22 protein-coding genes are annotated in these 25,868 nt (G+C 52.6%); 2 read left to right on the plus strand and 20 right to left on the minus strand.

The window, feature by feature from the left end:
- The 20 genes from ACGHAD_RS03390 to ACGHAD_RS03485 form a co-directional block, all read right to left on the minus strand.
- Positions 1-594, minus strand: coding sequence for an HNH/endonuclease VII fold toxin-2 domain-containing protein (locus tag ACGHAD_RS03390; protein ID WP_390403318.1), 594 nt, complete (start codon positions 592-594; stop codon positions 1-3).
- Between the two features lie 7 nt (positions 595-601).
- Complete coding sequence (locus ACGHAD_RS03395; protein WP_382417067.1) at positions 602-1,651, minus strand: hypothetical protein; 1,050 nt, start codon at positions 1,649-1,651, stop codon at positions 602-604.
- A gap of 11 nt (positions 1,652-1,662) precedes the next feature.
- On the minus strand, positions 1,663-3,006 hold the full coding sequence (locus ACGHAD_RS03400) for an HNH/endonuclease VII fold toxin-2 domain-containing protein (protein ID WP_390403321.1): 1,344 nt from the start codon (positions 3,004-3,006) through the stop codon (positions 1,663-1,665).
- A 13-nt stretch (positions 3,007-3,019) separates the two neighbouring features.
- Entirely contained in the window at positions 3,020-3,415 is a 396-nt protein-coding gene (locus tag ACGHAD_RS03405) for a DUF4150 domain-containing protein (RefSeq protein WP_382417108.1), read from the minus strand.
- Positions 3,412-4,485, minus strand: a complete 1,074-nt coding sequence (locus tag ACGHAD_RS03410; RefSeq protein WP_382417110.1) for a hypothetical protein — start codon at positions 4,483-4,485, stop codon at positions 3,412-3,414. Before ACGHAD_RS03410 ends, ACGHAD_RS03405 begins: the two co-directional genes overlap by 4 nt.
- On the minus strand, positions 4,482-5,591 hold the full coding sequence (locus tag ACGHAD_RS03415; protein WP_382417112.1) for a DUF2169 domain-containing protein: 1,110 nt from the start codon (positions 5,589-5,591) through the stop codon (positions 4,482-4,484). The genes ACGHAD_RS03410 and ACGHAD_RS03415 overlap by 4 nt, the downstream gene beginning before the upstream one ends.
- A gap of 7 nt (positions 5,592-5,598) precedes the next feature.
- A complete protein-coding gene (locus ACGHAD_RS03420) occupies positions 5,599-6,171 on the minus strand; it encodes a DUF6484 domain-containing protein (RefSeq protein ID WP_382417114.1) in 573 nt (190 codons plus the stop codon).
- Entirely contained in the window at positions 6,161-8,443 is a 2,283-nt protein-coding gene (locus tag ACGHAD_RS03425) for a type VI secretion system Vgr family protein (protein WP_390403326.1), read from the minus strand. Before ACGHAD_RS03425 ends, ACGHAD_RS03420 begins: the two co-directional genes overlap by 11 nt.
- An 11-nt stretch (positions 8,444-8,454) precedes the next feature.
- A complete protein-coding gene (tssH, locus tag ACGHAD_RS03430) occupies positions 8,455-11,286 on the minus strand; it encodes a type VI secretion system ATPase TssH (protein WP_382413885.1) in 2,832 nt (943 codons plus the stop codon).
- 33 nt (positions 11,287-11,319) lie between these two features.
- Positions 11,320-12,144, minus strand: a complete 825-nt coding sequence (locus ACGHAD_RS03435) for a hypothetical protein (protein ID WP_382413883.1) — start codon at positions 12,142-12,144, stop codon at positions 11,320-11,322.
- A gap of 28 nt (positions 12,145-12,172) precedes the next feature.
- Entirely contained in the window at positions 12,173-13,240 is a 1,068-nt protein-coding gene (gene tssG / locus ACGHAD_RS03440; RefSeq protein WP_382413881.1) for a type VI secretion system baseplate subunit TssG, read from the minus strand.
- A complete protein-coding gene (gene tssF, locus ACGHAD_RS03445; protein WP_382413879.1) occupies positions 13,237-15,111 on the minus strand; it encodes a type VI secretion system baseplate subunit TssF in 1,875 nt (624 codons plus the stop codon). Before tssF ends, tssG begins: the two co-directional genes overlap by 4 nt.
- A complete protein-coding gene (gene tssE / locus ACGHAD_RS03450; RefSeq protein WP_339616367.1) occupies positions 15,108-15,629 on the minus strand; it encodes a type VI secretion system baseplate subunit TssE in 522 nt (173 codons plus the stop codon). Before tssE ends, tssF begins: the two co-directional genes overlap by 4 nt.
- Before the next feature lie 5 nt (positions 15,630-15,634).
- A complete protein-coding gene (locus ACGHAD_RS03455; protein WP_382413876.1) occupies positions 15,635-16,450 on the minus strand; it encodes a type VI secretion system accessory protein TagJ in 816 nt (271 codons plus the stop codon).
- A gap of 83 nt (positions 16,451-16,533) precedes the next feature.
- The gene (locus ACGHAD_RS03460) at positions 16,534-17,082 is read right to left on the minus strand and encodes a type VI secretion system tube protein Hcp (protein WP_339616369.1); all 549 of its coding nucleotides are present in this window, start codon (positions 17,080-17,082) and stop codon (positions 16,534-16,536) included.
- A gap of 105 nt (positions 17,083-17,187) precedes the next feature.
- A complete protein-coding gene (gene tssC / locus ACGHAD_RS03465; RefSeq protein WP_382413874.1) occupies positions 17,188-18,681 on the minus strand; it encodes a type VI secretion system contractile sheath large subunit in 1,494 nt (497 codons plus the stop codon).
- Positions 18,682-18,710: 29 nt separating this feature from the next.
- Positions 18,711-19,235, minus strand: a complete 525-nt coding sequence (tssB, locus tag ACGHAD_RS03470) for a type VI secretion system contractile sheath small subunit (protein WP_382413872.1) — start codon at positions 19,233-19,235, stop codon at positions 18,711-18,713.
- Between the two features lie 45 nt (positions 19,236-19,280).
- Positions 19,281-20,288 (minus strand): ImpA family type VI secretion system protein, encoded by a 1,008-nt coding sequence (locus ACGHAD_RS03475; protein WP_382413870.1) that lies wholly within the window; start codon positions 20,286-20,288, stop codon positions 19,281-19,283.
- Between the two features lie 12 nt (positions 20,289-20,300).
- Positions 20,301-20,636 carry a TssQ family T6SS-associated lipoprotein gene (locus tag ACGHAD_RS03480; RefSeq protein WP_339616373.1) on the minus strand — a complete coding sequence of 112 codons (336 nt, stop codon included), beginning with the start codon at positions 20,634-20,636 and terminating at the stop codon, positions 20,301-20,303.
- Positions 20,637-20,726: 90 nt separating this feature from the next.
- Complete coding sequence (locus ACGHAD_RS03485; RefSeq protein WP_382413868.1) at positions 20,727-23,207, minus strand: protein kinase domain-containing protein; 2,481 nt, start codon at positions 23,205-23,207, stop codon at positions 20,727-20,729.
- Positions 23,208-23,465: 258 nt separating this feature from the next.
- On the opposite strand from ACGHAD_RS03485, the gene tagH reads away from it, so the two are divergent.
- On the plus strand, positions 23,466-25,019 hold the full coding sequence (tagH, locus tag ACGHAD_RS03490) for a type VI secretion system-associated FHA domain protein TagH (RefSeq protein ID WP_382413866.1): 1,554 nt from the start codon (positions 23,466-23,468) through the stop codon (positions 25,017-25,019).
- Complete coding sequence (locus ACGHAD_RS03495) at positions 25,016-25,837, plus strand: PP2C family serine/threonine-protein phosphatase (RefSeq protein WP_339616376.1); 822 nt, start codon at positions 25,016-25,018, stop codon at positions 25,835-25,837. Before tagH ends, ACGHAD_RS03495 begins: the two co-directional genes overlap by 4 nt.
- Positions 25,838-25,868 lie beyond the last annotated feature (31 nt).

The following is a 25,868-nucleotide window of genomic DNA, read 5'->3' on the forward strand; positions in this document are numbered from 1 at the left end:
TTAGTTTCCTGGGATCGTACGGGTAGGTTCTTTGTCGATTTTGGTTAACGCGCCCTTCCCAGCATTAGGCTCAAGCTTTTCAACAGTGCCTGCGTTGATTTCGTTTTCGTCGCTGGCTTCGGCCTCTAGATCTTTGCATTGGTTGTAGTGGTGATCCAGCTGCGCTTGCAGGCACTCTGGATCGCAGTTTTTGGCGGCGGCTTCACGTACTGCGTCAATGCAAATTTTAGAGCCCTCTTTATAAGATATGACATCCGTGTTCTGATTTTTTTCGAACCGCTCGTCTCGGTAGTGTTTCATGTCAACTTCTAAGTTGCTATGGGCATTGCCATGGCTGCCCCAACCCTTGGCATTGTTAGTGCCTTCCAGGCACATAACGGGGGCCTCGTTATAGTTATAGCCGGGGCACACGCTTTTGTTGTCTTTATCTTTTAGGTGGGCGCAAAGCAGATGCTCGATGTGCGCCAAACGCTCGGCATCAACGATAAAAGAGTAGCGGGCTTTATCCCACTGGCCCCAATAAAACGCCGCGTCACCAGTGTGGCGTTTTATGATCTCGGGGATGGGGGCGCGTAAGGAGCGTAACGATTGCATGGGTGCACTAGCCCTCGTGCTCGTCAATTTCAACCAGCTTGTTCATGGTGAAAGAGTTAAACAGCAGGGTCCATTCGCCATCTTCGCAAAAGGCGGCACCGCTTAAGCCCGCGAGTAGCATTACGCCGTCGTTAACGTATAGGTGCCCGGCGCACGCCTCGATATTGGCGGGTAGGTCGGCGCGCTTTACTTTACCTTTATAAATCGTCCACACGCCGTAGTCATTGGTACACCAGACTCTGTCGCCAAACCACACCATGTCTCTAAAGCCGGTGGAGATGCCACCGCTGTAGATCTTTTTCCATTTGTTGTCGCGGCCCATATAGGTCTCGGCTTCGTAGCCGGAGATGTACACTTTGCCGTCGCCGCCGCAACACATGGATTTCAAGGTTTGGTTGCTGGGAAAGGCGATGGCGCGCCACTGCTGGCCGTTAAAGTGCCATACGTCACCATGGCCGCCTGCGGCGTACAGGTCATTCTCGCTAAAACCGTCGATGTCGGAGAATCCAGCTTCGGTAATATTTCTGATGGTGTCGCCAGTATCCAATACTGGCAACGTGCCGACTAGTGATATCCAGCTGCTCTCATCTAAGCGCTTTGCTATTGTTCGACGTCCCCCACAAAAATAAAGCCAGCCATCAATGGTTTTCAATCGTGTTATAGCACCTCTTCGAACACCCCCGCGTGCAATTGCTTGGATGCGGGTGTCCTCATGGGCCGGACCACTTCCCGTAACGTAAACGCGATCTTCTAAGTCATCGCTCGCGATCGTAATGGAGTGACTTTTGGGGTGGTTGGTGGCGCCTATGCGGCAGGTGTGCCAGCCAATGAGATCGTCGTAAAACCATTGTCTTCCATCCTCAAAAGGCTCCCGAAAAAACACAATTACCCGTTTAGGTCGAGTGGCTAGATCGTAGTTTCCTTCATCGTACTCATCGATTTCTTCATCGGTTAATATCTCAGACCCGATAAACATAAAGATATCTTTTGTTCTGATGGCGCAGTCCGTGATCGAGTATTTTTTCAATACTTCTTTGTACTCCAGTAGGCTTATCATTTTTGACTCCTTTAGTTTCCTGGGATCGTACGGGTAGGTTCTTTGTCGATTTTGGTTAACGCGCCCTTCCCAGCATTAGGCTCAAGCTTTTCAACAGTGCCTGCGTTGATTTCGTTTTCGTCGCTGGCTTCGGCCTCTAGATCTTTGCATTGGTTGTAGTGGTGATCCAGCTGCGCTTGCAGGCATTCTGGGTCGCAGTTTTTGGCGGCGGCTTCACGTACTGCGTCAATGCAAATTTTAGATCCCTCTTTATAAGATATGACATCCGTGTTCTGATTTTTTTCGAACCGCTCGTCTCGGTAGTGTTTCATGTCAACTTCTAAGTTGCTATGGGCACTGCCATGGCTGCCCCAGCCCTTGGCGTTGTTAGTGCCTTCCAGGCACATAACGGGGGCCTCGTTATAGTTATAGCCGGGGCACACGCTTTTGTTGTCTTTATCTTTAAACATGGCGTTGGGCATAATGTGGTGGCCCGTTTGCCCCGGGCAGCAGCCGTTGCCGTCTTTGACGGTCTTTTTTTTGCTTTTGGTGTTTTTGTAGGGCACTAGCAAGCATTTACGTGCGCGCACACATGGGTTTATTTTTGCCAGTGTGGTCATGGTGTTAGTAAGGCCCTTTACCGGGTCATCGACCAGCTCTTTTTGGAGTTTGGCCACGGTCTCATCTAAGTTTCCTATCTCGTTAAAAGCTTGCTTTAATGCTGCGCCTTTATCGCCTAATAACTCCGCAACGGTGCCAATGGTGTCGTACAGGTCTTTAATTGTCCAGGCGGCCATGGCTCCGGTAACGACGAGGCCCGCACCAGTAGTAGCGGAGGCTCCGCCCACAATGGCTTTAATGGCTGATTTCCCTAAAAACTTACCGCCTATTTTTAGTGTGGACCACATGCTCTCTTCCCACAAAAGCGACAGCATTTCACTGAATATCTCGCCAGCGCTGTTGAGTTTGGTTACCGACTCTTTTAGCTCTGTTAACTTTTGGTTGTAGGTGTCCGTTAGCTCGTTAATGGAGGTTAAGTTGCTCTCGTGTGGTTTTAACCACAGGCCCGTGCAGTGCTCGTCCATCCAAGCGTTACCAACAATGGCATCGTTGTTCGGTTTTCCGCGGGTGACTTTTCGCTCATATCCGGCAAGATCTTTGGTTTTTTCGTCAATCGTCTCCATGGTTTTATTGATTTTACCGAGTACGCCACCTTTTTTTCTGGGTGGTTTCCTTTTGCCGTTGTTATCTTTTTCGTTACGTTCGGGTGTCGGCTTGCAGTGTTTTTCTATCTCTTTTTTGTCTGATTTACAGGATTCTTTGGTTGAGGCTACCGACATGAAGTGCGATGAGACGGTGTTGGGCTGTGTTCCCATGATTGTCGATATCCTATCCGTGGTTGTGGGTGGTGGAATGCATGTTACAGCACACGTTGAGACCTTCAATTTTTACGTCTTGCGACCAGTCGGTAAAATAGGTTTTGCCCTTAATAGTGGCGGTGCTCAACCCTTGGCTAAAGTTTTTGGTGGCTGGCTCGTTGCCGGTGCTTTTATCCAAGTACGATTGGTCTTTTAACGCGACTGCGGAATTACCAATACAGACGCTGGTAGAGCCTTTCTTAAGGTTGCTGGCAAAGTTGCTGTTGGGGTAGGGGATTAACAGAGGCCCTGCGCCGGGTGCGGGCGGGCTCCAGCAGGAGTCTGGAAAGGCCGCTACTGCTACCCCGTCCTGACCAACTGATTTGCAGCAGATTTCTTGATCGTTTGCGTACACGTAAGTTCTCATAGGGTAGGTTCCCGGTGTGGTGTGTGTGATGCCGATAAGGCAATGGCGGTTCGTAAGCCATCATCGTTGGCTAGATGGGCAATGCTTGGCCCAAGAGTTACGCTGCTCGATAGCCTGCTTGCCCATGCGAGCATCAGCGGCCCTGTGGCTGCGCCGATCTCGCCAGTGCAGTCGGCGGTTGTTTGGGTGCTGAGCTGTTTAAGCCCTCTAGCACCCAAACGGGTTAACGCATGTGCGGCTTCTCGGGCAAAGGAGCTCTCTCCGTTCTGATCGGAATACCGGTGGGTGTAAGCCGAATAGGGGATGCTTGATTGCGTTATAGCTTGTGCGAGCGCATGCGTTAGCTCAAAGGCACGGTTGGGGGCGGTGTTATTGGTTGGCCGCTGCTCTTGGGTGACCCCTACGCCAAGAATTGTTGTGGTATCTGCTGAGCTTTCTTGACGGCTCACGATGATAGCGGCGGCGGCTTCACCGGGAATAAAACCGTCGCTGTTTTGTGCTGTGTATAACCGTTGCTGCCCTGCATAGTGGTTGATGGTGGCACTGTCTAAAAATGAGTCAGCCCCAGCGATAATGATGTTGTTGATCGGCTCGGATACCAGCCATTGCTGCGCGAGCTGTAAGGCGATTCCTATACCGGCACGCCCCGAGGTGATGATGCGAGAGTTTTCATGAAAATCTGTATTTGTGTGCTGCTGTATTGCGCTGAAAATATCGCGATAAAAGTGATCGTTACTATGCGGTCGGTCGCGTTCGGCGGCCAGTAGCAGTAGTGGGGTAGTTGATAAGTCAATAGGGCTGTTTTTCTGTGGATGCGAGGCATGGGTGATGCTCTCGTCTATGGCGAGTGCGCACCACTTTGCTAAGCGGTCAGAACCGGTTAGCTCTTCTGTGCTCATTTGCGCAACACGCAGAGATTCGTTTTTTGAATCGGTAAAGTTACTGTGGCTGAATTGATCCAGCCCAGCGCGCAGGGCGCAATCTACGGCGGTTAAGCTCATGCCTAGTGAGCAACAAATACCGGCGCCACTGATGTGCATGGGGCTGAATGTTTTGTTGGGCTGCATCATAGGTTATCGCCGTTATTTTCTTGATTATTGCAGGGTTCGCAATTATCCGTGCCCATGACTCTGCTTTGCCACCACTGTTGGCTGACTTTGCCAACGGCGACACAGTTGATCTCGCGCAGGTTTTTTTGCAGCGGTGTGTGGCTGCGCCAAACGACCGAAAAGCGATTTTTCTCGGTTTCAAAAAACACGGTGTCGGCGTGGGCGCTGAGGGTTTCGGTGGTGTAGTTTTTGCGCAGTACCCGAACCGGCATGGGGCCAACGGCGGGCAACAAAAATTCGATGTGTGGGCGGTTTTTAACTAGGTTTGCCAGTATCACAGTCTCGCCGCCTTGGGGGGCGGGCATTTGTTGATCGTGTGGGGCGGTTTGGTGAAAGCGCTCATCAAAATCTTCGGGCAAAAACGGGAATATGTTTTTTTGCCAATGCTCATCCATCGTCCCGGCATATTGCGCGCGCTGGCGCCAATGGCTGCCAATGGCGCCTAACGCAGCTGGGCGATGCTTGCCTTGGCCGTGGGTAATGGCGTCGGTGGGGTACTCGAGGCTCGGCGCGCGCTGGTTGGCAAGCTGGTTGCGGGTGTGCTTGCTGGTCCAGCCTGTGCCTACCGGGTTGGGCAGGTAGGTGTCTATCGGGGCCGCCGCGTCTTTGGGGTTGCGGCTTAGGCTGCCGCCAAAGGCTAAATCGTAATGCAAAGGCATGGTGGTAAAGAGGGCGGGCTGGGTTAAATACGGTATGCCTAACCGCTGGCGCCAGTATCGCTCGCCGGTAACGCGTACTGATTTAGCCAGTGCTCCGATGCGAAAGCCGACCTCTAGAATGCGCAACGGTTTGCCCTGCGGGGTATGGGCGCAGGCATCAAAAATAATGTCGCAAGCGTTTTTGTGCAACGCAAAATCGTTGCCGTACACCATGGCGGTTAAGCCAGGCTCCCCCGTGTATTGATCTGAGTAACAAAACGCCGGCGCCGCCAACGGGCGAGGGCGCTGACCTGGCGGGGGAATGCTCCAGCTGGCCTTGGCGACGATGACGAGATGCTCTTGCCCGCGCACATCGAAAGCGGTGGATACGCTGGCGCTGAGCGCACGGTTGTTAACAATTAATTCCATGGGGTTCTCAGTTGATCTGCACCGATCCGCCACGGATGCGCTGGGAGGCATCCGCGTGACTGGTGATGTAACCGCCGCGCAGTTGTATGTGGCCGTCGGCGGTAAGCAAAATAACCGCTTCACCGCAGCGCAGCTCTAGTTCTTGTTCGGCCTCAATTAAAATGCGTGTGCCCTGTTGCTCGATGTGCAACTCGGTGTTGTTATCCGGGGTTATCTCGCTGCTCGGAACCTCTGATACATCATGCGTTGGCGCGACAGCCGTGGGTGCTGAATGTTGCAATAGTCCCAGTACGAGGGGGGCGCTGGGGTTGCCTGCCTCAAAACCAACCGCTACGCTTTGGCCTTGGTGAGCTTGGCTTAAGGCGACTAGGCTGCGCGCTGGCAAGTCGGATAAGCCGTAGGTGTCTAGGGTGATGTAGGCGGTGCCGTGATCATCCAATCGCTCAAGCGTACCTATGACGATACCGTCAACCTTGTTGGGTAAACTTAACCGCTCAGACGTGCGCGGACGTTGGATCAGTGTATCCAGCGCGTTGTCGGCCTGCTGGTGTGGGCCGTCTGAGGATGCATCAGTTTTCAAGGATTTTGTCCCCTTTTAACGTTAAGTTGCCATCGGCTTTTAAGGTTTGCTCGCCTTTGGCGTGAATGGTGATTTCTTGGCCATTAATGCTAAGCGTCCCATCACTCGTCATCTCTAAACTCGCATCGCCCACCGTTAGGGTAATACTGTCCGCGTTCATGGTGATGTTGGCAGCGCCGCCAGCGGTTAGGCTAAATTCCTCACCTACGGTGGTGGTGTCGGTGGTGCCCACGGTGGTGGTTTGGCTTTGGCCGACGGTGACGCTTTTGCTGTAGCCGGTTTGCTCTGAGTTGCTGAGGCCGACGATGGTGTTCATGGCGGCGCCGACGTTTAGGCTGTAGGCGGCACCGACGTTGTCCATGCGCGCTAAGCCGACGTTTTGCATGCTGGCCTTGGCAATGGTTTCGTTTTTGTTGTCGCCGACGTTAATCGACCAGCTTTTGCCGATGTGATCGGTCTCGTTTTTACCAATGGTTTTATGGCGGTTATCGCCGACCGTAATACTCTCGTTTTTACCCACATCCTCGGTGCGGTTGTCGCCGATGCTGATGGTTTCGTTTTTATCGACGCGCTCTTGGCGGTTGCTGTGCAGGGTGATGGTTTCATCGCCGTCGACTTCTTCGGTGCGGGTTTTGTGCACGGTGATGGTTTCGTTGCCATCGACGGTTTCGGTTCGGTCGCGTTTTACCTGGGTGGTTTCATCGCGGTCGATGGTTTTGGTGCGATCGTTCCCCACCCAGTGGGTTTCGTCGTTGTTGACTTCGATGTCTTGATTTTTTTGCGCGTGCAGCCAGATTTGCTCCTGGCCGATTTTGTCTTCAAAGCGAAAGGCGTTGGCTTGCTCCCAGGTGCCGGCGGGCGTTGAGCGGGTTAAAAAGCCCGACTGGGTGGCGTTGGCCGGCAGCGACCAGGGCGCCGGTTGCAGGTTGTTGTACACACGGCTGGTAATCACGGGGCGATCGGGGTCGCCGTTTAGGTAATCCACCAAGACCTCTTGGCCGATACGCGGTACGTGAATACCACCAAAGCCGGCGCCGGCCCAGGGGTGCGAGACACGAATCCAGCAGGAGCTGTTTTGGTCGCGGCCGCTGTAGCGATCCCAGTGAAAGTGGACTTTAACCCGGCCGTGCTCGTCGGTGTAAATCTCTTCGCCCGCGGGGCCGCTGACCACGGCGCTGTCGGGGCCGTGGGTAAGGGGTTTGCGGGTGAGGCGCGCGGGGCGGTAGGGCTCGTGGCTGGCATGTGCCTCAAATTGTACTTGCATCACAAACGGTGCGGCGCCGGTATCGGCTTCGTAATCGTTGGCCTGAAAGTCGTAGTCGCAAGCGACCATTAAATACTCTTGGTTGTGGTGCGCCTGCGGGTGCTGCTCCAGGGTGAGTAGGTAGCCGGGCGCAATGCCGCGCGCCGAGGCCTTGCCATAGCTGCGCTGGTGGGGGCTGCGCAGCTCTTCGACGCGCACTTTGGCGTAGCCGTCGCCGTCATCCACGTGGGGGTAGCTGCCCGGGTAGTCAAACACATCGAGTTTGCCAAACGGATGGTTGGCGGGTTGTGCGCGCTGGGTGTCGAGCAAGGCGCTGGCTTGCTCAAAGTTGTAGTCACGCGCTTGATAACTGCCCGAGGTAACGCTGCCGGCGCCGTGCCAGCGGTCGATAAAGTCTTTATTGGGTTCGGTGGCGCCGGCCTCCTGAAACGGCAAGCTAGCGTACGCCGGTGCCGGGCTGGCCAAGCCGATGTCGTCGGTCATCACTAACGTGTGGCCGCTGGCACTGTGCTCAAAGTAAAACCAAATGCCCTCGTGCTCGAGCAGGCGCATCACAAAGTTAGCGTCGCTCTCGCGGTACTGCACGCAGTACTCCCAGTGGCGGTAGCGGCCGCACAGGTTAAAGCGACACTCAAACGGGTAGGCGGCCAGCACTTGTTTGACCATGTCGGGCACGCTTGAGTTTTGAAAAATGCGGTAGTCCTGGCGTTGGGTGGCGTACCACAACCACGGGCGCAGGCGCGCACGGTAAAGGTACTGGCGGCCGTGTTTGCCCAGGCTTTGAAACTCGGTGCACTGGCCGTTTAGGTGGCGCGTACCGCCGTCGGCCAGAGCCACCTCAAGGGTGAGAGGCTGGCCGAGTAAGTCGGCCGGGGTGATGTCGCCGCTGGGGCTGGTTAACGTCAGGTCAAACTGAAACAGTTGCGAGAGTGACTCGCGCCCTTGCAGTGCGCTAAAGCGCAGTTGCTCGGCGTCCAGCGGGCTGATGAGGTTGTATATGCGTTCCATGGGTTAATCCTTTATACCACGTCAAGGGCCGCCAACTGTTGGCGCGTGCCAGTGGGTAGGGCGGTGTGGGCGGCTGGCTCACTTTGTTGGGGCGAGAAGCTGTAGTAAAAATCGTCGTGCTCGGCGCTTAAATGAATGTGCGTTAAGGCGGCGCCCTGAGCCATGCGGGTCAGTAACTCGCGGCTAATAACTGGCAGTAAGTTGTGAGTCAGTATGGTGTCGATCATGCGACCGCCGGACTCGACCTCGGTGCAGCGCTGAATCACTAAATCGATAGCGGCTTGGTCGTAGCTAAATTCGATATCGTGTTGCTCGCCGGTGCGCTTGGCAATTCGGTCGAGTTGCAACCTAACGATTTGTGCCAGCGTTTGGTTGCTGAGCGGGTAGTAGGGAATGACCACCAGACGCCCTAAAAATGCTGGCGGAAACACTTCGAGTAATGGTTCGCGCATAGCGCGGGTTAGCGCATCGGGCTCGGGCATTAGCTCGGGGTCGCGGGTCAGGCTGGTTAGCCGCTCGGTGCCGGTGTTGGAAGTGAGCAATATGACGGTGTTGCGAAAATCAATCGCGCGGCCTTCGCCGTCTTCCATCCAGCCTTTATCAAATACCTGAAAAAACAACTCGTGAACGTCCGGGTGGGCTTTCTCGATTTCGTCGAGTAGCACTACCGAGTAGGGCTTGCGCCGCACGGCTTCGGTTAGGACGCCGCCCTCGCCATAACCGACGTAGCCGGGAGGCGCACCCTTTAAGGTGGATACAGTGTGAGCTTCCTGAAATTCACTCATGTTAATGGTAATAAGGTTTTGCTCACCGCCGTATAGGGTTTCGGCCAGCGCCAGCGCGGTTTCGGTTTTGCCGACGCCGGAGGGGCCGACCAACATAAATACGCCGATGGGTTTGTTGGGGGCGTCAAGGTGAGCGCGTGCGGTTTGAATGCGACGGCTGATTTGTTCTAACGCGTGGCTTTGGCCGATAACTCGCTGATCGAGGTTGTCGGCTAGTTGCAACACGCTGGTGATTTCATCGCGCACCATGCGTCCTACGGGGATACCGGTCCAGTCGGCTACTACCGAGGCCACGGCGGTATCATCGACCGCAAGCAGCACTAATGGGTTCTCGCCTTGTAAATCGGTCAATTTTTGCATCGCTTGTTGATGGCGTTGTAGCAACTCCTCTAGCGTTGCTTGAGGCGCAGTTTGGGGTTGTGGCTCGTCGGCGCTGGGCGCGCTATTCGCATCTTCGTTCTGCTCGGTGGTTTGCGTGTTGTTTGAGTCGGATGCCGTTTTTTTCAAACGGTGCTGGTGGAGTTGTTGGCGCAGTTGCAATAGCTCATCGATCAACTGTTGTTCTTGTTGCCAGCGCTGGGTAAGCTCGGCCTCTTGGCTCAGCAGTTGTGTTAATTGCTCTTGACACTGTTGCTCTTGGGCTTGGTTTGGTAACCCTAGTGCTGCCTCGCGGGCGATGGTATCGGCTTGGATTTGCAAGCTGGTAATGGCGCGCTGGCAATCTTCGAGCTGGGCGGGGGTGGCATGTTGACTCACGGCAACACGGGCGCAGACGGTGTCGAGTAAACTGATGGCTTTATCTGGCAGTTGCCGTGCGGGAATGTAGCGGTGCGATAGTTTAACGGCAGCGGTGATCGCCTCGTCCAGCAGTAATACTTGGTGGTGTTTTTCTAAGTTGGCGCTGATGCCGCGCAACATGTTGATGGCTTTGGCCTCGTCGGGCTCACCCACTTGCACGATCTGGAAGCGACGGGTTAAGGCCGGATCTTTTTCGATGTATTTTTTGTACTCGCTCCAGGTGGTGGCACCAATGGTGCGCAATGTGCCACGGGCCAGGGCGGGTTTTAGCAGGTTGGCTGCGTCGCCGGTGCCAGCGGCGCCGCCAGCACCTACTAATGTATGAACCTCATCGATAAATAAAATAATGGGCTTGACGCTGGCTTGCACTTCATCGATTACCTGGCGCAAGCGCTGTTCAAATTCGCCTTTCATACTCGCGCCCGCTTGCAGCAAGCCGATGTCCAGCAAACGTAAGCTCACGCTTTTTAACGGTGGCGGTACATCGCCCTGAGCTAAGCGTAATGCAAGCCCTTCGACGACGGCGGTTTTGCCTACACCGGCCTCGCCGGTTAGCAGTGGGTTGTTTTGTCGGCGACGCATTAGGATATCGATAATCTGCCTGATTTCGTCATCGCGACCGGTTACCGGGTCGATTTCACCGTTGCGCGCTTGCTCGGTTAAATCAACCGTAAACTGTTGCAGCGCTTGCTGTTTGCCCAGAGCACCGGGTGCCATAGCGCCGCTGGTTTCGCCGGGGGCGCCCAGTTGTAGCTCGCTGGTGTCGTTGGCGCTCAGTTGATCTTCGGGCGAGTCGGCAATAATGCCAAGTAACTTGTCGGCCAGTGTGTCGACTGAAATGCTCGCTAAGGTGGGGGAGATTTGCCCGAGTTTGTGTTTAAGGTTGGCGGTTTTGAGCAGCCCAAGTAAAAGCGTGCCACTGCGAACCCGGTTGTGGTTATACATTAAAGTGGCGTATACCCAGGCGCGCTCGACGGCGTCTTCGACACTGGGTGATAAATCACTGATGACGTTGGCGCCGCTGGGAAGAGCTTCTAGTGCCTGTATTAGCTCGTTGGCAATCGCGCTGCTGTCGAGCTGGTAGTGTCGTACGATGCGGTGGAGGTCACTGTCATTAAGTTGCACAATTTGATGCAACCAGTGCGCTAATTCGACATAAGGGTTGCCCCGCAATTTACAGAATACGGTGGCCCCTTCGATAGCCTTGTAGGCCAGCGAGTTTAGTTTACCGAACAGGGCGGTGCGGCTGATTTCACTCATAATGATTCCTAAATTGTCAAAACGCGGTGTGGCTTAGCGCGATTTCTTTCCGTAGAGGTTTTGGTACTGCGACTGCGATAACCGGGCGGCGGTAAAGTAATGGCCTTGGTCATCGAGCCTGTCGGCCACAGGTGTTTCCGCTGTGAGTGTTAATTCCCACTGGGGGGCGTTAGTATTTTTTTGCAACACATATGATAGAGGGGCATCGTTTTTAATCACGCGCTTGATGCCGTTACGGCCCAGCTCGTAGAGCAAAATTTCGTAGCGTGTGGCTTGACGCTCGAAGTTCCAGTCAGTAGGCACTAAGCGTGCGTAGTTAAGGTAATTGGAGCCGGGCAGGCGTCCGAGCACCTGTTCGCCTAACCCGGCATCGGCGAATAGCGGGTAGTAATTTACGATGCCACGGCCTCGGCCAACGTCTAGCACGTGTAAAAAGCGGTATTGCTTCCAGTTGGTGGTAGAGAAAATTCCCTCGCCCAGGCCCGAGAGGACTAAATAGTTGGTTTGCTCCATAGTGATATCGAGTAGGCGCATTGTGTCGGGGTCAAGGTGAGGCAAGCCGCCCCAGGGGGTGTCGCCAACAGGGTAGCGTTTTTTGCGGTATTCGATCGCGCCGGTATCACCCGACTCGCGCAGGTAAACCGGGGCGTTCTTATGCTGTGGCTCTTGCCGAAAGGTGTCGTCGACTACATGGGTATGCACTTGCTCGGTGAGCATGTGGGTGGCGTTGCGTTCCATTTGCCAGATGCCATCAAACGCTTGAGCCAAATACGGATCGGGCGTGCCGGCGTTTTGCGCGGCCAGTTGAGGGCCATATAGACTGAGTAATAAGCTGCAAAGATAAAACGTTTTTTTCATGGTGTAAGTCATCGTAAGTGTTAAAAGGTTAGTGAGTTTGTTGGCTTTGTACGGCTTGCTGTTGCGCTGTCGTCTGAGTCTCGGGACGCAAGATGGCGTCGCCTAAATGACCGAGCTCGACGTCGCGTTCGCCCAGCCAACTGTTCCAGCCTAAGTGATGTGTTTGCCCAAGTTGCATGCCAGCGGTTTGTTCGCGGTTGCAAAGTATCAGGCGTAAGTCCCAGCTCAACTCGATGCCGACGTAGTTGCGCACCCACTCGCGCAGTTGCACGTATTTTTGACGCGCAGGTAAAAATTGCTCGTACTGATTGCTGCTCAGCGGCCCAAGATGAATGCGAAAGTGCTGTTGACGATCCATCACCTTCGTGCCGAGTACAGAGTCAAAGCCCAATTGTGCGCCCTGCACACCGCCTAAGCGGCTACGTTGATCGGCGGGTAGCTCTAACCAGTGGGCAACAAATTGCTCAATCTTTACGGGTACATTGAAATAGCTGTTGAGTATGCTGGTTAAGCCCTCAGCGCTACGGCTTTGTTGCACGAGATGACCACTGTGATACCAGCGACTGTGATTGGCGATGCTGTCGGGTGAGTGGTGTGGATCGATCCCGAGCCCGGTGAGGCTAGCTACATGGCGCGAGAAACTGTCGTTTGGGCGATCGAGGCTGGCGCAGGATTGGGCGTTGGCCCACGCGCGATAAAACAACATGATTAAGCGATTGTGAAATACGTCGACAAAATCGCTGAGAGTGCCGTCGCCCTGGTGTGTCATACGCTCGCGGGCATACTCGGTAAACACCAACGGCATAGGGCCATTGGGGCCAAACAAACCGAAGCTATAGATGCTTAGTTTACTTTTGCGCTTGCCCTTATAGTGGTATAGCTTGGCGACACTGGCGCTGGCGAAGGCGCAGCTGGGCTCTTGCCCCAGCTGCAGAGGCTCGTGCCGATAGCGCTGTGCGCGACCGAGTGGCGGGTAGTCGCTGATGCAAGATTCAACTTGACGCAATAAGTTGAATAGATCGTAGCCATACGGATTTTCGCCGACGTCTTGCAGCAGCTCGTGCAGAGCGTGTTGCGGCGTTAAGGCGGCATTCATAGTGTGGGCCTCCCACCAATACGAGCCGGCCAGTGGGCAATTTCACCGCGTTGAGCACTGAGCAAATGAAACTCAGTAAAAGAGTTGATGCCAACATGACGAGTAAAATAACGTTCGAGTACAGCACCCAATAAATAAGGGCTAGCGCCCGCGAATAAGGTTTCATCGACTTCTAGGTTGATAGCAACGCCGCGTCCAAACACTAGCGGTCCGTTACCGGGGAGGCGGCGAGTGATAGGCCGTAGTTCACTTTTCAATAAACTTTTACTGTGCCTGCCGGTGGCGCTGTCGCCGAGAGCTGTGTACAGGCTAAGTAGCTCGCGCAATGCTTTGGCACCCTGCTCAGGAGTGTCGTGCGCCAGGCTTTGGTACGACAGATTTAAGTGGCTGACAAAACGCCAATGCATTTCACCGGCATCGATGGCGGCTACCGGCCTTGTTGGCGCATGAATAATTTTTATACCGGCAACGGGAATTGATTCGACCGGCGTAAGATCTTGCTCGGTACCTGTGTTTAACAGTAAGGGTAAGTCGCGGTTGCTGCAGGTCATCTCCACGCCGAGCTGGCGCATGGTTTTGCTGTAGGGCGTGTCGTGCTGATTAACCAGTGATAAAAATACTTCTGAGCCTTGATAGGTCGAGCGTGGGCCCTTTCGTTGACTGGCCTCGGAGGCGAGCCGAGGTTCTCTGCGCATAGAAAAGTAAGCGCCGTGGTTGCCTTTATCGTCGGCGTTGGAGGCATAAAACGGCCGAAACTCCTCTTCGATAGTATTGTCCCGGTCGAAGCCCTCGGCGTGTTCGATGCTGTATACCTCATAGTCCAGCGGTCGTTCGCGATCGGGTACGGCGTGAAACTCATTGCGGGTATCTGACAGTGGGATACGGTCGGAACGCATGTGAATTAAATTAATGGCCGGGGTGCAAAACAAGTCAAAATGACTCTTGTCGATCACCTTTTCAAATTCGCCAGCGTCTTGATCGAGCAAGACTGCGATTTCAAACTTTGTGCACTGCTCAAATTGGCTGAGCACTTTTTTTATGCCGTGCAGTGCAAAAAAATGAAAACGGCTGGGCATGGCAAAATATTCGTGCAGTAAACGATACCCTTGAAAGCTTTGGTTGGCGTAGGGTAGCAGGGCTTGATCTTGGTCAAAGCCATGAGGGGCTAGGGCCTCGGCTGATAACGTTTGCCAGGGCTGTGTATTGCCTTGGTCGAGCGGCCGAATAGCAACCCCCAGGTGATGTCCTACAATCAATTCGTACAAGCTGGATGCGATTTGGTAGTCGCCGCAAATATGCACGGGGATGCTGTCTGTGCACTTGGGGGTGTGCAGTAGCGGAACGTGCAAGGAAAACTCCATGCGTAAACTGGAGACCGGTTTGGAGTTTGAGGTATGCCCCAGTAGTTTTAAATCAGTGGTCAGAGGTTGGAAGTGAGCGCTTTGCAGCTTTAATGGCAATAGTTCGACCGAGTGTGCTGTGCGAAACTCGCAAGGGGTTTTACCCAGAATCGGTTTTGAGCGAAGTCGTGTTCCGCGTGGCAAAGTGTAGCCATTACGCTGGTTGTTGGCCAAATCACCAGGTGTCATGCGAACAATACACATAGATGGTGTGGGCGCTAGATAATTGGGGTAGACGACTTCGACCAAACGCTGAATAAATCGTGGAAACTCGGCATCCATTTTTAGCTGGATACGTGCCGTTAAAAAACTAAAGCCTTCTAATAGGCGCTCGACATAAGGGTCGGCCACATCAATGCCGTTCATAGCTAGCCGCGATGCTACTTTGGGGTAATGCTCAGCAAAACTCGCACCAGCTTCGCGCAAGTAAGTTAACTCTTTGTTGTAGTATTCGAGCATCTTTTGGTTCATGAATAAACACCGTAAGCGTCGGACAATTGCACTTGACCATTTTCCAGATCGATATGGGTGCGCAATAAAAAGTCGAGCGGGTAGGGCTCAGACCATAATTGTCCTTTTATCTCGAGTGCCACCTGATTATTTGCGGCGTAGGTGTCATCCATAGGCATGACTTTTACGGCAAGGCTGTCCGGTAGTATGCGCGGCTCGTAGGCAAGAAGTGCTTTGGTAATAGCGCGCTTAATCATGGCTCGGTCGTCGTCAACTAACTGTTGCCCAGATAGCGCCAATACGCCAAAATTCAAGACAGACGCTTGGGCGCGTGGATGCTCGCTAAAGTCGATATGCGACTCGGCGTTAATGGTGTTTAGCAGCCAGGTTATATCTCTGAGTACGCTGGCGCGATAGGTGCCTTTGTCCATCATGCGCGTATTGACCGCTTCGGTTTTTTCTTGCGGTTTATGATCCGTTAATCGATCCAGCAAAGCGGGAATTAAACGGTTTTCACGCGGAGTATCATTTACTTGCATAAATACTAAACAGCCACATCGGAGGAGGAGTCAGGGGTTAGGCTTCTGGCCTCGAGTAGGGCAAAATCTCGTTGTTCACTTACCAGCATCTTTTGTCCAATGCCGGCCCAGGCGGTCTCGCTGAGCGCTTGCCACTCAGTGCGTGCCGCTAGTGCGATCTGGTCGTCAAAGCGGTAGCTAAACGGGTAGCGGGCTGGTAGGAAGGCGAGCTTTTCAGTGTCATTAAGAAGGGTGACTTTTGCCGGGATCCAGACCAGATCGCGAAGATCTTGCGGGGGCTCTAGCTCGAGTGTACGTATGTGGTTGAACCCCACCCAGTAGTAACCACCATTAATAAATAGCTCACAGCTGGGCCCTAGACGTGAATCGGCGTCGGCTAGCCACTGGGCGGTTGTGCCGTCGATGCAGATAGGCGAGGCGTCGACTTGGCTATAGGCTTGATCTTGAAGCTCATCGGCACGCGTGTGCTTGCCGTTCTGGCGGTGTTTTATTGCATCAGTTAACAAGGTGACAACAGGTTGATAGCTGTCCTTGCTAAGCGGTTGTTTGATACCGCTAAAAACTTGCTCGCGAAGTACCTCCGCTTGAATTAGTTCGCGATAGGTTTGCGCCATAGGTATTGTTTTGGCATCTAGCTGCGCCGCCGTTTGCAGTTGTTCGAGGGCGCGCTCCCACTGGCCTGTTAGCATAAGTAGCTGAGTAAAATGAACTCGATGTTTTACTTCATTGGGGGCGGCGCGAATGCTCTGCTTAACCTCGACGATCTGCTCAGTTAATGTCGCTTTAGATGTGGTAGGGCGAGCTTCGGGGGTGTTAGGCATGACGCTGAATCCTTAACATTTGGCGGTACAGTATGGCGCTAAAAAATCAGTGTCTAACAGAGTTAGACACTGAAGTGTGGTAATTAAGCTTTGTTTTGCTTAACGTCCCAGGTGCCGGTGACGGTTGCGCCCATAGAGCCGTCTTTATTCTGCTCTTTGACTTCAACTTTGATCTCGGAGTATGAGATGCCGACTTCTTCTAGTACACGAGGGCTGTTAGTGGCACCCATAGGCCGAACGTGTGTAACCAGTACGTCTTTTAAGGTGACCTTCATATACTCTTGTTGGCCGTCGCCTACTTTGCAGCACGACAGTTCAACAGAGGGTACGTGTTTGCCGCTGGCGCAATATTTAATAAGGTTGGCGGTAGATTTATCGACATAGTGAGTAAAAAGCAGCTCGCTAAAGTGAGCTTTGCCTACACCGCCGCCGCCACCGACATTAGCCGACGAGGACTGGCTTACGGCATAGCCCCAGCTAAGAACATCGATTTGACCGGCATGGTTTGAGTCTTTTGATTCTCCTGGAATTCCCTCAATTTTTATGAAGAAGTCTTGCAGAGATTCGTTTGCTGCGGTGTTTACGGAGACCTGTGGGGGGGCCATAACGTTGTTAGAATTTCCCATTGACATACAATATCTTCCTTAGTTACTAGATATAAAAACAAGGCGTCAATCCTTGGTTGTGTCGACGCCCATTGCGGTTAAAGCCCTGCGCAGAGCCGCAGGGCTTTAACATCAATTTCCGCCGTTTTTAACCGACGGCAACTTGGATACAAGGCGCAGCGATACTGTTAATCCCTCAAGTTGGTAGTGAGGCCGTAAGAAAAATTTGGAGGTGTAGTAGCCAGGGTTTCCTTCCACTTCTTCGACGTAAACTTCGGCCGCTGCGAGCGGTTTAATAGCTTTAGTTTGTTGTGATGAGTTGGCGGGATCACCGTCGACGTAGTTCATGATCCACTCATTAAGCCACCGTTGCATGTCTTCGCGCTCTTTAAACGAGCCGATTTTGTCACGGACGATACACTTTAAATAGTGGGCGAAACGGCAACAGGCAAAAAGATAGGGCAAACGCGCTGCAAGCTTGGCGTTGGCCGTGGCATCCGGGTCTGTAAACTCACTGGGCTTTTGCAACGATTGGGCGCCGATAAATGCCGCGATATCGGTGTTTTTACGATGTATCAACGGCATAAAACCATTTTTAGCCAGCTCCGCCTCGCGTCGGTCAGAAATCGCGATCTCGGTTGGACACTTCATGTCGACCCCGCCATCATCGGACGGAAAGGTATGGGTCGGAAGGTTGGGCACCGAGCCACCTGACTCAACGCCACGAATGGAGGTACACCAACCAAACTGTTTGAATGAGTTGTTGATGTTGACTGCCATGGCGTAAGCGGAGTTTGCCCAGCAATAGCGCGAGTGATCAGAGCCGTCAACGCTCTCTTCAAAATTGAAATCGTCGATCGGGTTGGTTTTAGCTCCGTAAGGTGTGCGCGCTAAAAATCGCGGCATGGTTAACGCTAGATAGCGCGAGTCGTCCGATGTACGCAAGCTTTGCCATGCGGCGTACTCAGTGTTTTCAAAGATCTTAGTTAAGTCGCGGGGGTTAGCGAGCTCCTGCCAAGATTCCATTTGCATCACCGATGGTGCGGCAGCGCTAATAAATGGGCAGTGAGCGGCGGCAGAGATTTTTGCCATTTCGCCAAGTAGCTCGACATCAGGTGGCGAGTGGTCAAAATTGTAGTCGCCCACCAGGCAGCCGTAAGGCATGCCGCCAAGTTGATCGTACTCTTGTTCGTAAACCTTTTTAAATATCGGGCTTTGATCCCAGCCTACGCCTTTGTGGCGACGCAGTGTGCGGTGCAGCTCGCGCTTGGCTATAGGCATAAAGCGAATCTTTAATGTTTCATCAGTCTCGGTATTGTTGACTAAATAGTGTAATCCGCGCCAGGCGCTTTCGAGTGCCAAAAAGTCTTCGTGATGAATAATCGTATTGATTTGCTCAGAGAGTTTTACATCGATCTCTGAGATGATGGCTTCGATGGCCTTGTAGGCATCGCCATCAACCGTTGAAGATAATGATAAAGCTTGTTGCGCTAACGTCTGCACCGCATTTTGTACTGCGGATCTCGCTTCGTCGGTTTTGGGTTTAAACTCTTTTTGCAGCAAACTTGAGAAGTCGCTGTCGTGAACTTCGAGTTCTTCTGGTTGAATCGCTTCAGAAAGCTCCATGTGGCGTTCTCCTGTTGGGTGTTGGCTTGCTAATCGTTGTTTTTTGCGGTATCGCTGCTTAGCTTAGGCGCGTTGGCCAAACTTTGCAGTAGCGTTGGGTTTTGCAGTGCGTTGCTAATAAGCTCTTCCGCGCCGGTCTTGCCGTCCATGTAGGTCAGTAAGTTGTTGAGCTGGGTTCGCGCATTTAGCAGGTCTGATAGTCCATCGACGTTTTTTGCAACAGAGGATGGTGAGAAGTCGTCCATACTGCTAAATGTCAAGTCGACCGCCAGATGACCCTCACCTGTGAGTGTGTTGGGGACGGTAAAGGCAACACGAGGTTTTAACGCTTTCATGCGCTCGTCAAAGTTATCAACGTCGATTTCAAGAAACTTTCGATCGGCAACAGGTGGCAACTCTTCTTTTTGTTTGCCGGAAAGATCTGACATGACGCCCATGATAAAGGGTATCTGGATCTTTTTTTCCGATCCGTATATTTCCACGTCGTACTCGATTTGAACTCTTGGAGCGCGGTTTCGTGCAATGAATTTCTGACTGCTTTTGTTGTCACTCATGGCTGATCTCCTGCAACATTTTCGGATTTAAAGGGTTTCATCGAGTTACTGATGTAGGCCTGTGATGTGCTCTGCTTGGGATACGCCATCGGGCGCAATGTCTTTTAAGATGGTGAAGAAATCTTGTCCGATCATATTGCGGGCTCGTCGAATAAGATGTGGTGCCGGATTGGCAGATTCGTGGTGCTCTAGGTATTCGCAAACGATGTCGAGCATGGCGATAGCGTCGGCGCGGTTTCTAACGCTAGAGGGCACCCCTGTTTGTTCGGTATGGACGGTGGCTGGTGCGTCTGAGTGTTCGTCTGCCGGTGGTTCGTCCGCTGCAACGGACGGCTTCTGAGGCACGATCTGTTGTAAAAATCGTATTGTAGAGCTTAAATCTGGACGATCTTCAGGCCCCAGTACGGCGGATAGCTCGGCGTTAAGCTGCTCGAGTTCGAGAAGTAATTGTTGCAGCTGAAGCAGTTCAGGGTGCCGATTGCTCAGTGTTTCGGTTAGTGCTTGAGCCATTTGATCTCGACGCACAGGCTGGTCTTCATCTGTACCACCAAGGATTTTATCAATGCTGCCGAGCGACACGGTGCCAACCTGACCAATCGATAGCGTGCTATGGCGAAGGTCACCTAACAGCCCTTGCATCGAGCCGAGTGGGGCGATGGCGTTACTACGCAGTAGCGAATCGTACTCCCCGTCAAACTCTAAACTAGGAAACGCAACCGCCCAGCAACCGTTTACTAAAGCTCGTACGAGCTGTATGCCTTTTACCGCACCGGATAAGCCTTCGCGGTGCGTTAGACAGCGCGCGATAATAACGGCCACTCTAAAGTCTAGGCTTTTTCCCAATAGCTGCATTGCCAGCGGTAAAGCCTTGGCCCAGTCTGGCTCGGCGGCGGGGATTATAGTGTCGCCATACTGTTGCTCTGGGCTTGACGCCAGCAGGTTTTCCAGCTCGATAAAGTCCGGATCGTAGTCAATTTCGCAGCCGGGCAGCAATTCCGCATCGGTCGCGCTATTGAGCTGTTCGAGGGCGTTATCAATATGTAAGAAGTCCATTCCTGCTGCGCCTTACTCTGTGGTTGTGCCATTGCGTGCGAGTTTGAATTGCGGGCCCCAGAGTGGATGGGTGACCTCGGCTTCTGATAATTCAAAACGTGGATCAAGTTGCAACGCTTTATTGAAAGCATGTCGGCACAAGGTGGCGCGGTCGGTAACGCAGTAGGTAAACGCTAGGTATTTTAGCGCGACTAGTTGCGTGCCCGATGTGGCGTGCCAAGTGGTTGCACCAATCAAGTCGGTTTCGGCCTGATTGTAATTGCCCGCGTGAAAGTGCGACTTGCCTCTTTCGAGCTTTTGCTCTGCGTCAATTTGCGCGAGCTCGTGCTCACTTTTTTTCTGAGTCATACAGCCGCTTATTATGGCTGGGCTTAGGGCGATAATGACGAATAATAATGCGGATTTTACATTCATAAGGTTTGAGTCTATCGGTTCGCTCTAGTTAAAAATATGTTTGATTGTTCGGTCGTTGTCGGCGCTAACCTCAAGATGTATCTCTTTGGTGGGGTAGCTTGGGTTGACAATTTTTATGCTGTGTTGCGGTTTGTCTAGGTTCAACTCGCGCAGCGGTGGTGCTATGCCGACTTTTTCTCCGTCGACCCAAACCTCTCCCCAGGGTTGTACCATTAGGTTAACCGTCCAAGGCGCGATGGGTTCAGTTTTGATTGCAGAGGTCTTTACGCTTTCGGCGGCCGTCGTTTTGTCATTGCTTATGTTGGGCATTGTTCCACTAGACGCCGCTGTGGCATTTACTGTGTTTTCTGGCGTATTCTCGATTACCTGTTCTGGGCTTTTCTCGCGTTGGTTGTTTACGGTGGTCGAATGCGATTCGGAATCGTCGTCTTTTTTCAGTGTGTGCTTGATGGTCACGGTTTGTTCTGATTTTATTTCAACCGTACGCGTTTCTGTCCGCATGCCTGGGCTGCGTATTTGCAGCTGATGAACCCCTTCGGGTAGTGACAACGTCGTCAATGGCGGGCTTACGCCGTATTTTTTGTTGTCGATCCAAATCTCGCCCCAAGGTATGACGCTGAGTTTAATGTCACCGCTTTTGACAATAGACGCTGCCGCTTGGTTAGACGGTTTATGCTTAGCGGTTTGGGGTTGTATGTCCGCGTTAGTAGGTACGGGTTTTGGCGCTGGCGTTGTTTTATTGGCGATCGCGGGTTCTGGTGCTGGTGTTTCTGGTGCGGCCGCCTTTAAAGGGAGCTCGAGTTGAAGCTGAAGTAATGGCGGTGTTAACACCGGAATTGGTGTTGTCGCTTGAGCTTGCTCGGACGGCGTGACTACGCTAGGTGCAAGCGACATGCTTGGTGGTATAAGTGCCGTTGCTGTACGGCCGACCTGAGGGACGGAGTTGGTGAACTGGGAGTTTTGTGTTTTTGTTCGTGGAGCCTCCACGATGGTGTTTTGCGCTAACGTTTGATCGTCAGGCTGGTCGCCCGCTTTAAGGTTAGCTCTAATGTCTTGGGCAAGCGTGGCGCTTGATGGCTCGGCTGGAGTTCCATTGAAAACCGCGATGGCGATAATGCTTAGTACCGCTAATATGCTAGCGCCAAGAACGGCCGTTTGCAGCTTGAGAGTTTTGCTACTCCTAGGTAACCAAGTGTAAGTGCGCTTAGGCTCTAGCGGTGTGCTGGGGCTAATGGACGCAGCAGGTTCGGGTGAGGTCGCTCGGCGATCAGAGACCTGCATCTGGTAGTTTCCGCCCCTTTCGGTTCCATCGAGCAACTCTTTAACATCGTCAAATGTGCTAGCGCTCGTGGACGGAGTGTCGAAGGCTGATGAACTTAAAGGGTTGTCGGTGTCGAGAGCGCTAGGCGCGCTTGGGCCGTGTACGGGCCGTGGCGCCAGAAGTTTATTTTGTAACGCCTCAACTTCATCCTCAGAAAGGATAACCGTTTTGCCATCGTCCTCATCATAGGTGGTGCTGCTTTTCTCGTCGGTTGCCGGTGGTAGGCTGGTAATGGCTTCGGAGAGCGCAGAGCTGATGCTGAGTGACTCGCGCAACTCGTTGATGCTCTGTTGGCGTTCACTTGGCTGCAGCTTTAAGGCTTTATTGACCGCAGCTAAAAACTCATCACTAAAGTTTGGGTATTGCTCATGAGTTAGAGGTGGCAGCGTATCTTTCATCATTCGTGACACAGAAGCATTGGGAGCGCGGCCAGTTATAACAAAATAGATAACAGCGCCCAGTGCGTAAATGTCAGTCCACGGCCCTTGCTCCGTTATGGTGTCATCGGTGTACTGCTCGATAGGGGCGTAACCTGGCTTCACGACGACGGTAAGTGCTTTTTGTAAGCCTGAGATTACGCGTCTTGCGGAGCCTAGGTCGAGCAGGACGGGTTGGCCATTATCTTGAATGACAATGTTGTCAGGGGCGATGTCGCGATGGTAGATCTGTTTTGAGTGGAGTAGCTCAAGCGCACTCAGCAATGGGCCAAGTACGGATTTTAACCAGCGTTCATCGGTATTTTTAGAGGATTTTTTTAGAACTTTCTTAAGGGTTTCACCTTGGTAGTTAGGCATAACCATATAGGCGGTGCCATTGGCTTCCCAAAACGTTAAAATTTCGACAAGTGCGGGATGTTTAAATTGTGCGAGTAGTCGCGCTTCTTCGATAAAGCCTTTTAATCCAGCATCAAACGTCCCTTTATGTCTTTCTGAGCGCAAGCTGACATGGCTGGATGAATGCCGGCTGGCGATCGCGGCAGGCATGTACTCTTTGATTGCAACGGTACGCTTTAACCGTGTGTCGTGAGCGGCATAGACGATACCGAACCCGCCCTCACCAATGACATCAGTGACGACAAATTCGTTGAGCTTGGTGTCGGTTGGTAGCGCTGCCGGAGAAAAAATAGGAGAGTTTTTCTGCTGAGTATGTTTGTCCGGCACTTCAACGCTTAGACTCGCGTCCATGCAATTCTCACTAATATCCTTGAGTTTTTGGCGCCCAATTGGCGGTGGCTATGCGGATGTGTGTTTGGGCGACAGCCACGTTCCCTAAGTTGATGGCCGGCATTCTATTGTCTAATCAAATAAATCTTTGTGATTAAAGTCTCACTTATTAATTTGTGTAGAAATTTTTTATGGTTATTATGGCGACCATGAAATGTTGATCTGTCTCCTGAGCATATAAAGCATTCATGTTTTTTATGGTTACACGGAATTTAGTATATGTACCTCTCTCCAGGATTGGAGCTAGTCGCTCTGTCATTTGATGGAATGTCGATAGAGAGCACCCAGCCGCGTTGTTCACTCAGCCTTGATCAAAAAGTTTTGGTGGGACGTAGTCATGATAACCATATGGTGTTGGACGACCCGTCTCGTTGTGTATCTCGCTCGCAAGCTAGCCTCTCGCTCACCAAAGATGGCTCTGTTGTGCTGGAAAATATCAGCGGCTCAGTCAGTATCTTTGTCAACGATAATGAGCTTCGACCGGGCCAAAGCCAGAAGGTGTGTTGCTCAGACAGGGTTCTTATTGGTCGATACGTAGTTGGGCTAGAAGAAAAAGAAAAGCCGTTATCCGATACCTGTAATGTTTCTGAAATAAAGGAGCCTTTGTTTAACGGGGGGGCGGCAGAGCCCGACACGACGAACGTTCGCGACACCTATATCCCTGAAGATTTTGATATATTCGCCGAACCGCAAGCTAGCGATGAGAGCGTCGCCGACACATTTGATCTTAACGAATTGAGTGATCCCCTCTGCGATACGGCTCAGTCCCTGGTTGAGGGGCTCGATGAAACCTCGCAGGCAGCGAGATCTCTTGATCACCCACAGATGCCTGAGAGTCGCTTGCTTGGCGATGCTTTAGAGCATATTGATCCTTTGGCTCTGCTGAGAGATGAAGCTGTTCATAATAATGACTTAGAGCAGATGTTTAGTGGCAATAGCCAGGCTGATCATGGTTCGGAGTTGTCGATGCCTTTTGTGGCCCCAACACCTGTCAAGCGTAATGAGGCTGAGTCAAGTGATGTTAGTGCGCAAGCCCGTGATGCGTCGTCAGGATCTGAGTTGTTAAAGTCGACAAGTTCAATGAGATCAAGTCCTGAGCTCTCCAAAATCTCTTCAGCACCCGCCGACGTACTGGACTCAGGCCCCGAAAGTATTTCGGGCGACGACGTTATGGCTGAACAGCTTCGCACGGCGTTTAGTGAGACTTCGGGTGTTGCGGTGGATCATCTACCGGCATTTGACGAAAAATTTGCAGCGACGCTGGGGAGCTTGTTATCGCACCTTACGGCCGGGACCATTGAAATGGTGCATGCGCGCTCTGTGACTAAGCATGAAATGCGGGCAAACGTCACCATTATTGCCGCGGCGGGAAATAACCCGCTTAAGTTTGCCCCTGATGCGCAATCGGCTTTGACGCAGTTAATTGCGCCGACCTTTTCTGGCTTTATGGACCCGATGACCTCTATCGACGAGGCTTTTGAAGATTTGGCTGCCCATCAGGTGGGTTTAATGATGGGGGCGCGTGCGGCGGTTTATGAGGTGGTAAATAAGTTTAGCCCAGAGCGTTTGGGACGCTATTTGGCGTCTAACCAAGTGATGGATAGCATTTTGCCAATGTCACGTAAATCGCGCCTTTGGGAGCTGTACGAAGCAAATTACTCGGATCTTGCCGGTGATGCCAAAGAGGACTTTGAGGTGCTTTTTCAGCAGGCTTTTGCCGAAGCATATGAAAAGGAAGTCGAGCGGGTGCAAGAAGCGAGGGCTTTGCAATGACAGCCTATCACGCGACATCCGGAACAGTAATTGATTTTGCGACGCTGTCGCGTTGCGGCGCCCGTGATTATAACGAGGATGCTTGTGGTTACTGGACGTCGGATACCGGGGCTTGCTTTGTTGTATCCGATGGCGCAGGCGGACATGGTGGCGGTGACGTGGCATCCGAAACTGCTGTTAAAACATTTTTAGCGGGATTTTCTGGAAACCCCCTGTTGACAAAAGAGGCAACAGACTCTTTGTTAACAAAAGCGGATGCGGCGGTGCGCTATGGTCAAACCTTGTCCGACGGGCTGGAAAAAATGAGCGCAACCGTCGCTGGGCTTTTTTTAAGCCGCGATGCGACGCAGGCTCAATGGGTTCATGTTGGGGATACCCGTATTTATCTTATTCGTCGGCAAGTGTGCCAGCTACTAACGAAAGATCATAGTTTAGTGCAGCGGTTTATTGATAACGGGGTTATGGATGAGGCAGAGGCGCACAACAAGGTCTCTAGAAGTGTGCTCTACGCCGCGCTTGGCACTGGCGAGTCAGTGCCGCCGGCCTCACTAACGGCGCCTTTTAGCGTGGTTGAGGGGGATGCATTTTTAATTTGCTCGGACGGTTTTTGGGAGTCGTTGCCGCAAGCAACTTTGGTGGCGACTCTAGGCCGGGCCGCATGTGCAGAGGAGTGGTTACTGCGTCTAGAGCAAGAGTTGATCGCTGTCGCTGAACCCAGCCAAGATAATTATAGCGCTCTCGCCGTTTGGATCGGTGGCCCTAATGACATTACGCTTGCGTGGGCGGGCGACTCAATTATGACAGCTGCTGATGCTTAGCCGCTAACGGATACTTTGACGATGGGAATCA

The sequence above is a fragment of the Gilvimarinus japonicus genome, assembly GCF_042847215.1.
GTDB classification, from domain to species: Bacteria; Pseudomonadota; Gammaproteobacteria; order Pseudomonadales; family Cellvibrionaceae; genus Gilvimarinus; species Gilvimarinus japonicus.

Excerpts from the sequence above, each read along its gene's own strand:
- tssG (WP_382413881.1), bottom strand. The coding sequence starts at position 13,240 with ATGAATGCCGCCTTAACGCCGCAACACGCTCTGCACGAGCTGCTGCAA.
- tssB (WP_382413872.1), bottom strand. The coding sequence starts at position 19,235 with ATGAGTGACAACAAAAGCAGTCAGAAATTCATTGCACGAAACCGCGCT.
- tssF (WP_382413879.1), bottom strand. The coding sequence starts at position 15,111 with ATGAACCAAAAGATGCTCGAATACTACAACAAAGAGTTAACTTACTTG.
- tssH (WP_382413885.1), bottom strand. The coding sequence starts at position 11,286 with ATGAGTGAAATCAGCCGCACCGCCCTGTTCGGTAAACTAAACTCGCTG.
- ACGHAD_RS03415 (WP_382417112.1), bottom strand. The coding sequence starts at position 5,591 with ATGGAATTAATTGTTAACAACCGTGCGCTCAGCGCCAGCGTATCCACC.
- ACGHAD_RS03405 (WP_382417108.1), bottom strand. The coding sequence starts at position 3,415 with ATGAGAACTTACGTGTACGCAAACGATCAAGAAATCTGCTGCAAATCA.
- tagH (WP_382413866.1), top strand. The coding sequence starts at position 23,466 with ATGTACCTCTCTCCAGGATTGGAGCTAGTCGCTCTGTCATTTGATGGA.
- ACGHAD_RS03410 (WP_382417110.1), bottom strand. The coding sequence starts at position 4,485 with ATGATGCAGCCCAACAAAACATTCAGCCCCATGCACATCAGTGGCGCC.
- ACGHAD_RS03390 (WP_390403318.1), bottom strand. The coding sequence starts at position 594 with ATGCAATCGTTACGCTCCTTACGCGCCCCCATCCCCGAGATCATAAAA.
- ACGHAD_RS03480 (WP_339616373.1), bottom strand. The coding sequence starts at position 20,636 with ATGACTCAGAAAAAAAGTGAGCACGAGCTCGCGCAAATTGACGCAGAG.
- ACGHAD_RS03425 (WP_390403326.1), bottom strand. The coding sequence starts at position 8,443 with ATGGAACGCATATACAACCTCATCAGCCCGCTGGACGCCGAGCAACTG.
- ACGHAD_RS03400 (WP_390403321.1), bottom strand. The coding sequence starts at position 3,006 with ATGGGAACACAGCCCAACACCGTCTCATCGCACTTCATGTCGGTAGCC.
- ACGHAD_RS03455 (WP_382413876.1), bottom strand. The coding sequence starts at position 16,450 with ATGCCTAACACCCCCGAAGCTCGCCCTACCACATCTAAAGCGACATTA.
- ACGHAD_RS03460 (WP_339616369.1), bottom strand. The coding sequence starts at position 17,082 with ATGTCAATGGGAAATTCTAACAACGTTATGGCCCCCCCACAGGTCTCC.
- ACGHAD_RS03495 (WP_339616376.1), top strand. The coding sequence starts at position 25,016 with ATGACAGCCTATCACGCGACATCCGGAACAGTAATTGATTTTGCGACG.
- ACGHAD_RS03475 (WP_382413870.1), bottom strand. The coding sequence starts at position 20,288 with ATGGACTTCTTACATATTGATAACGCCCTCGAACAGCTCAATAGCGCG.
- ACGHAD_RS03485 (WP_382413868.1), bottom strand. The coding sequence starts at position 23,207 with ATGGACGCGAGTCTAAGCGTTGAAGTGCCGGACAAACATACTCAGCAG.
- tssC (WP_382413874.1), bottom strand. The coding sequence starts at position 18,681 with ATGGAGCTTTCTGAAGCGATTCAACCAGAAGAACTCGAAGTTCACGAC.
- tssE (WP_339616367.1), bottom strand. The coding sequence starts at position 15,629 with ATGCAAGTAAATGATACTCCGCGTGAAAACCGTTTAATTCCCGCTTTG.
- ACGHAD_RS03435 (WP_382413883.1), bottom strand. The coding sequence starts at position 12,144 with ATGAAAAAAACGTTTTATCTTTGCAGCTTATTACTCAGTCTATATGGC.
- ACGHAD_RS03395 (WP_382417067.1), bottom strand. The coding sequence starts at position 1,651 with ATGATAAGCCTACTGGAGTACAAAGAAGTATTGAAAAAATACTCGATC.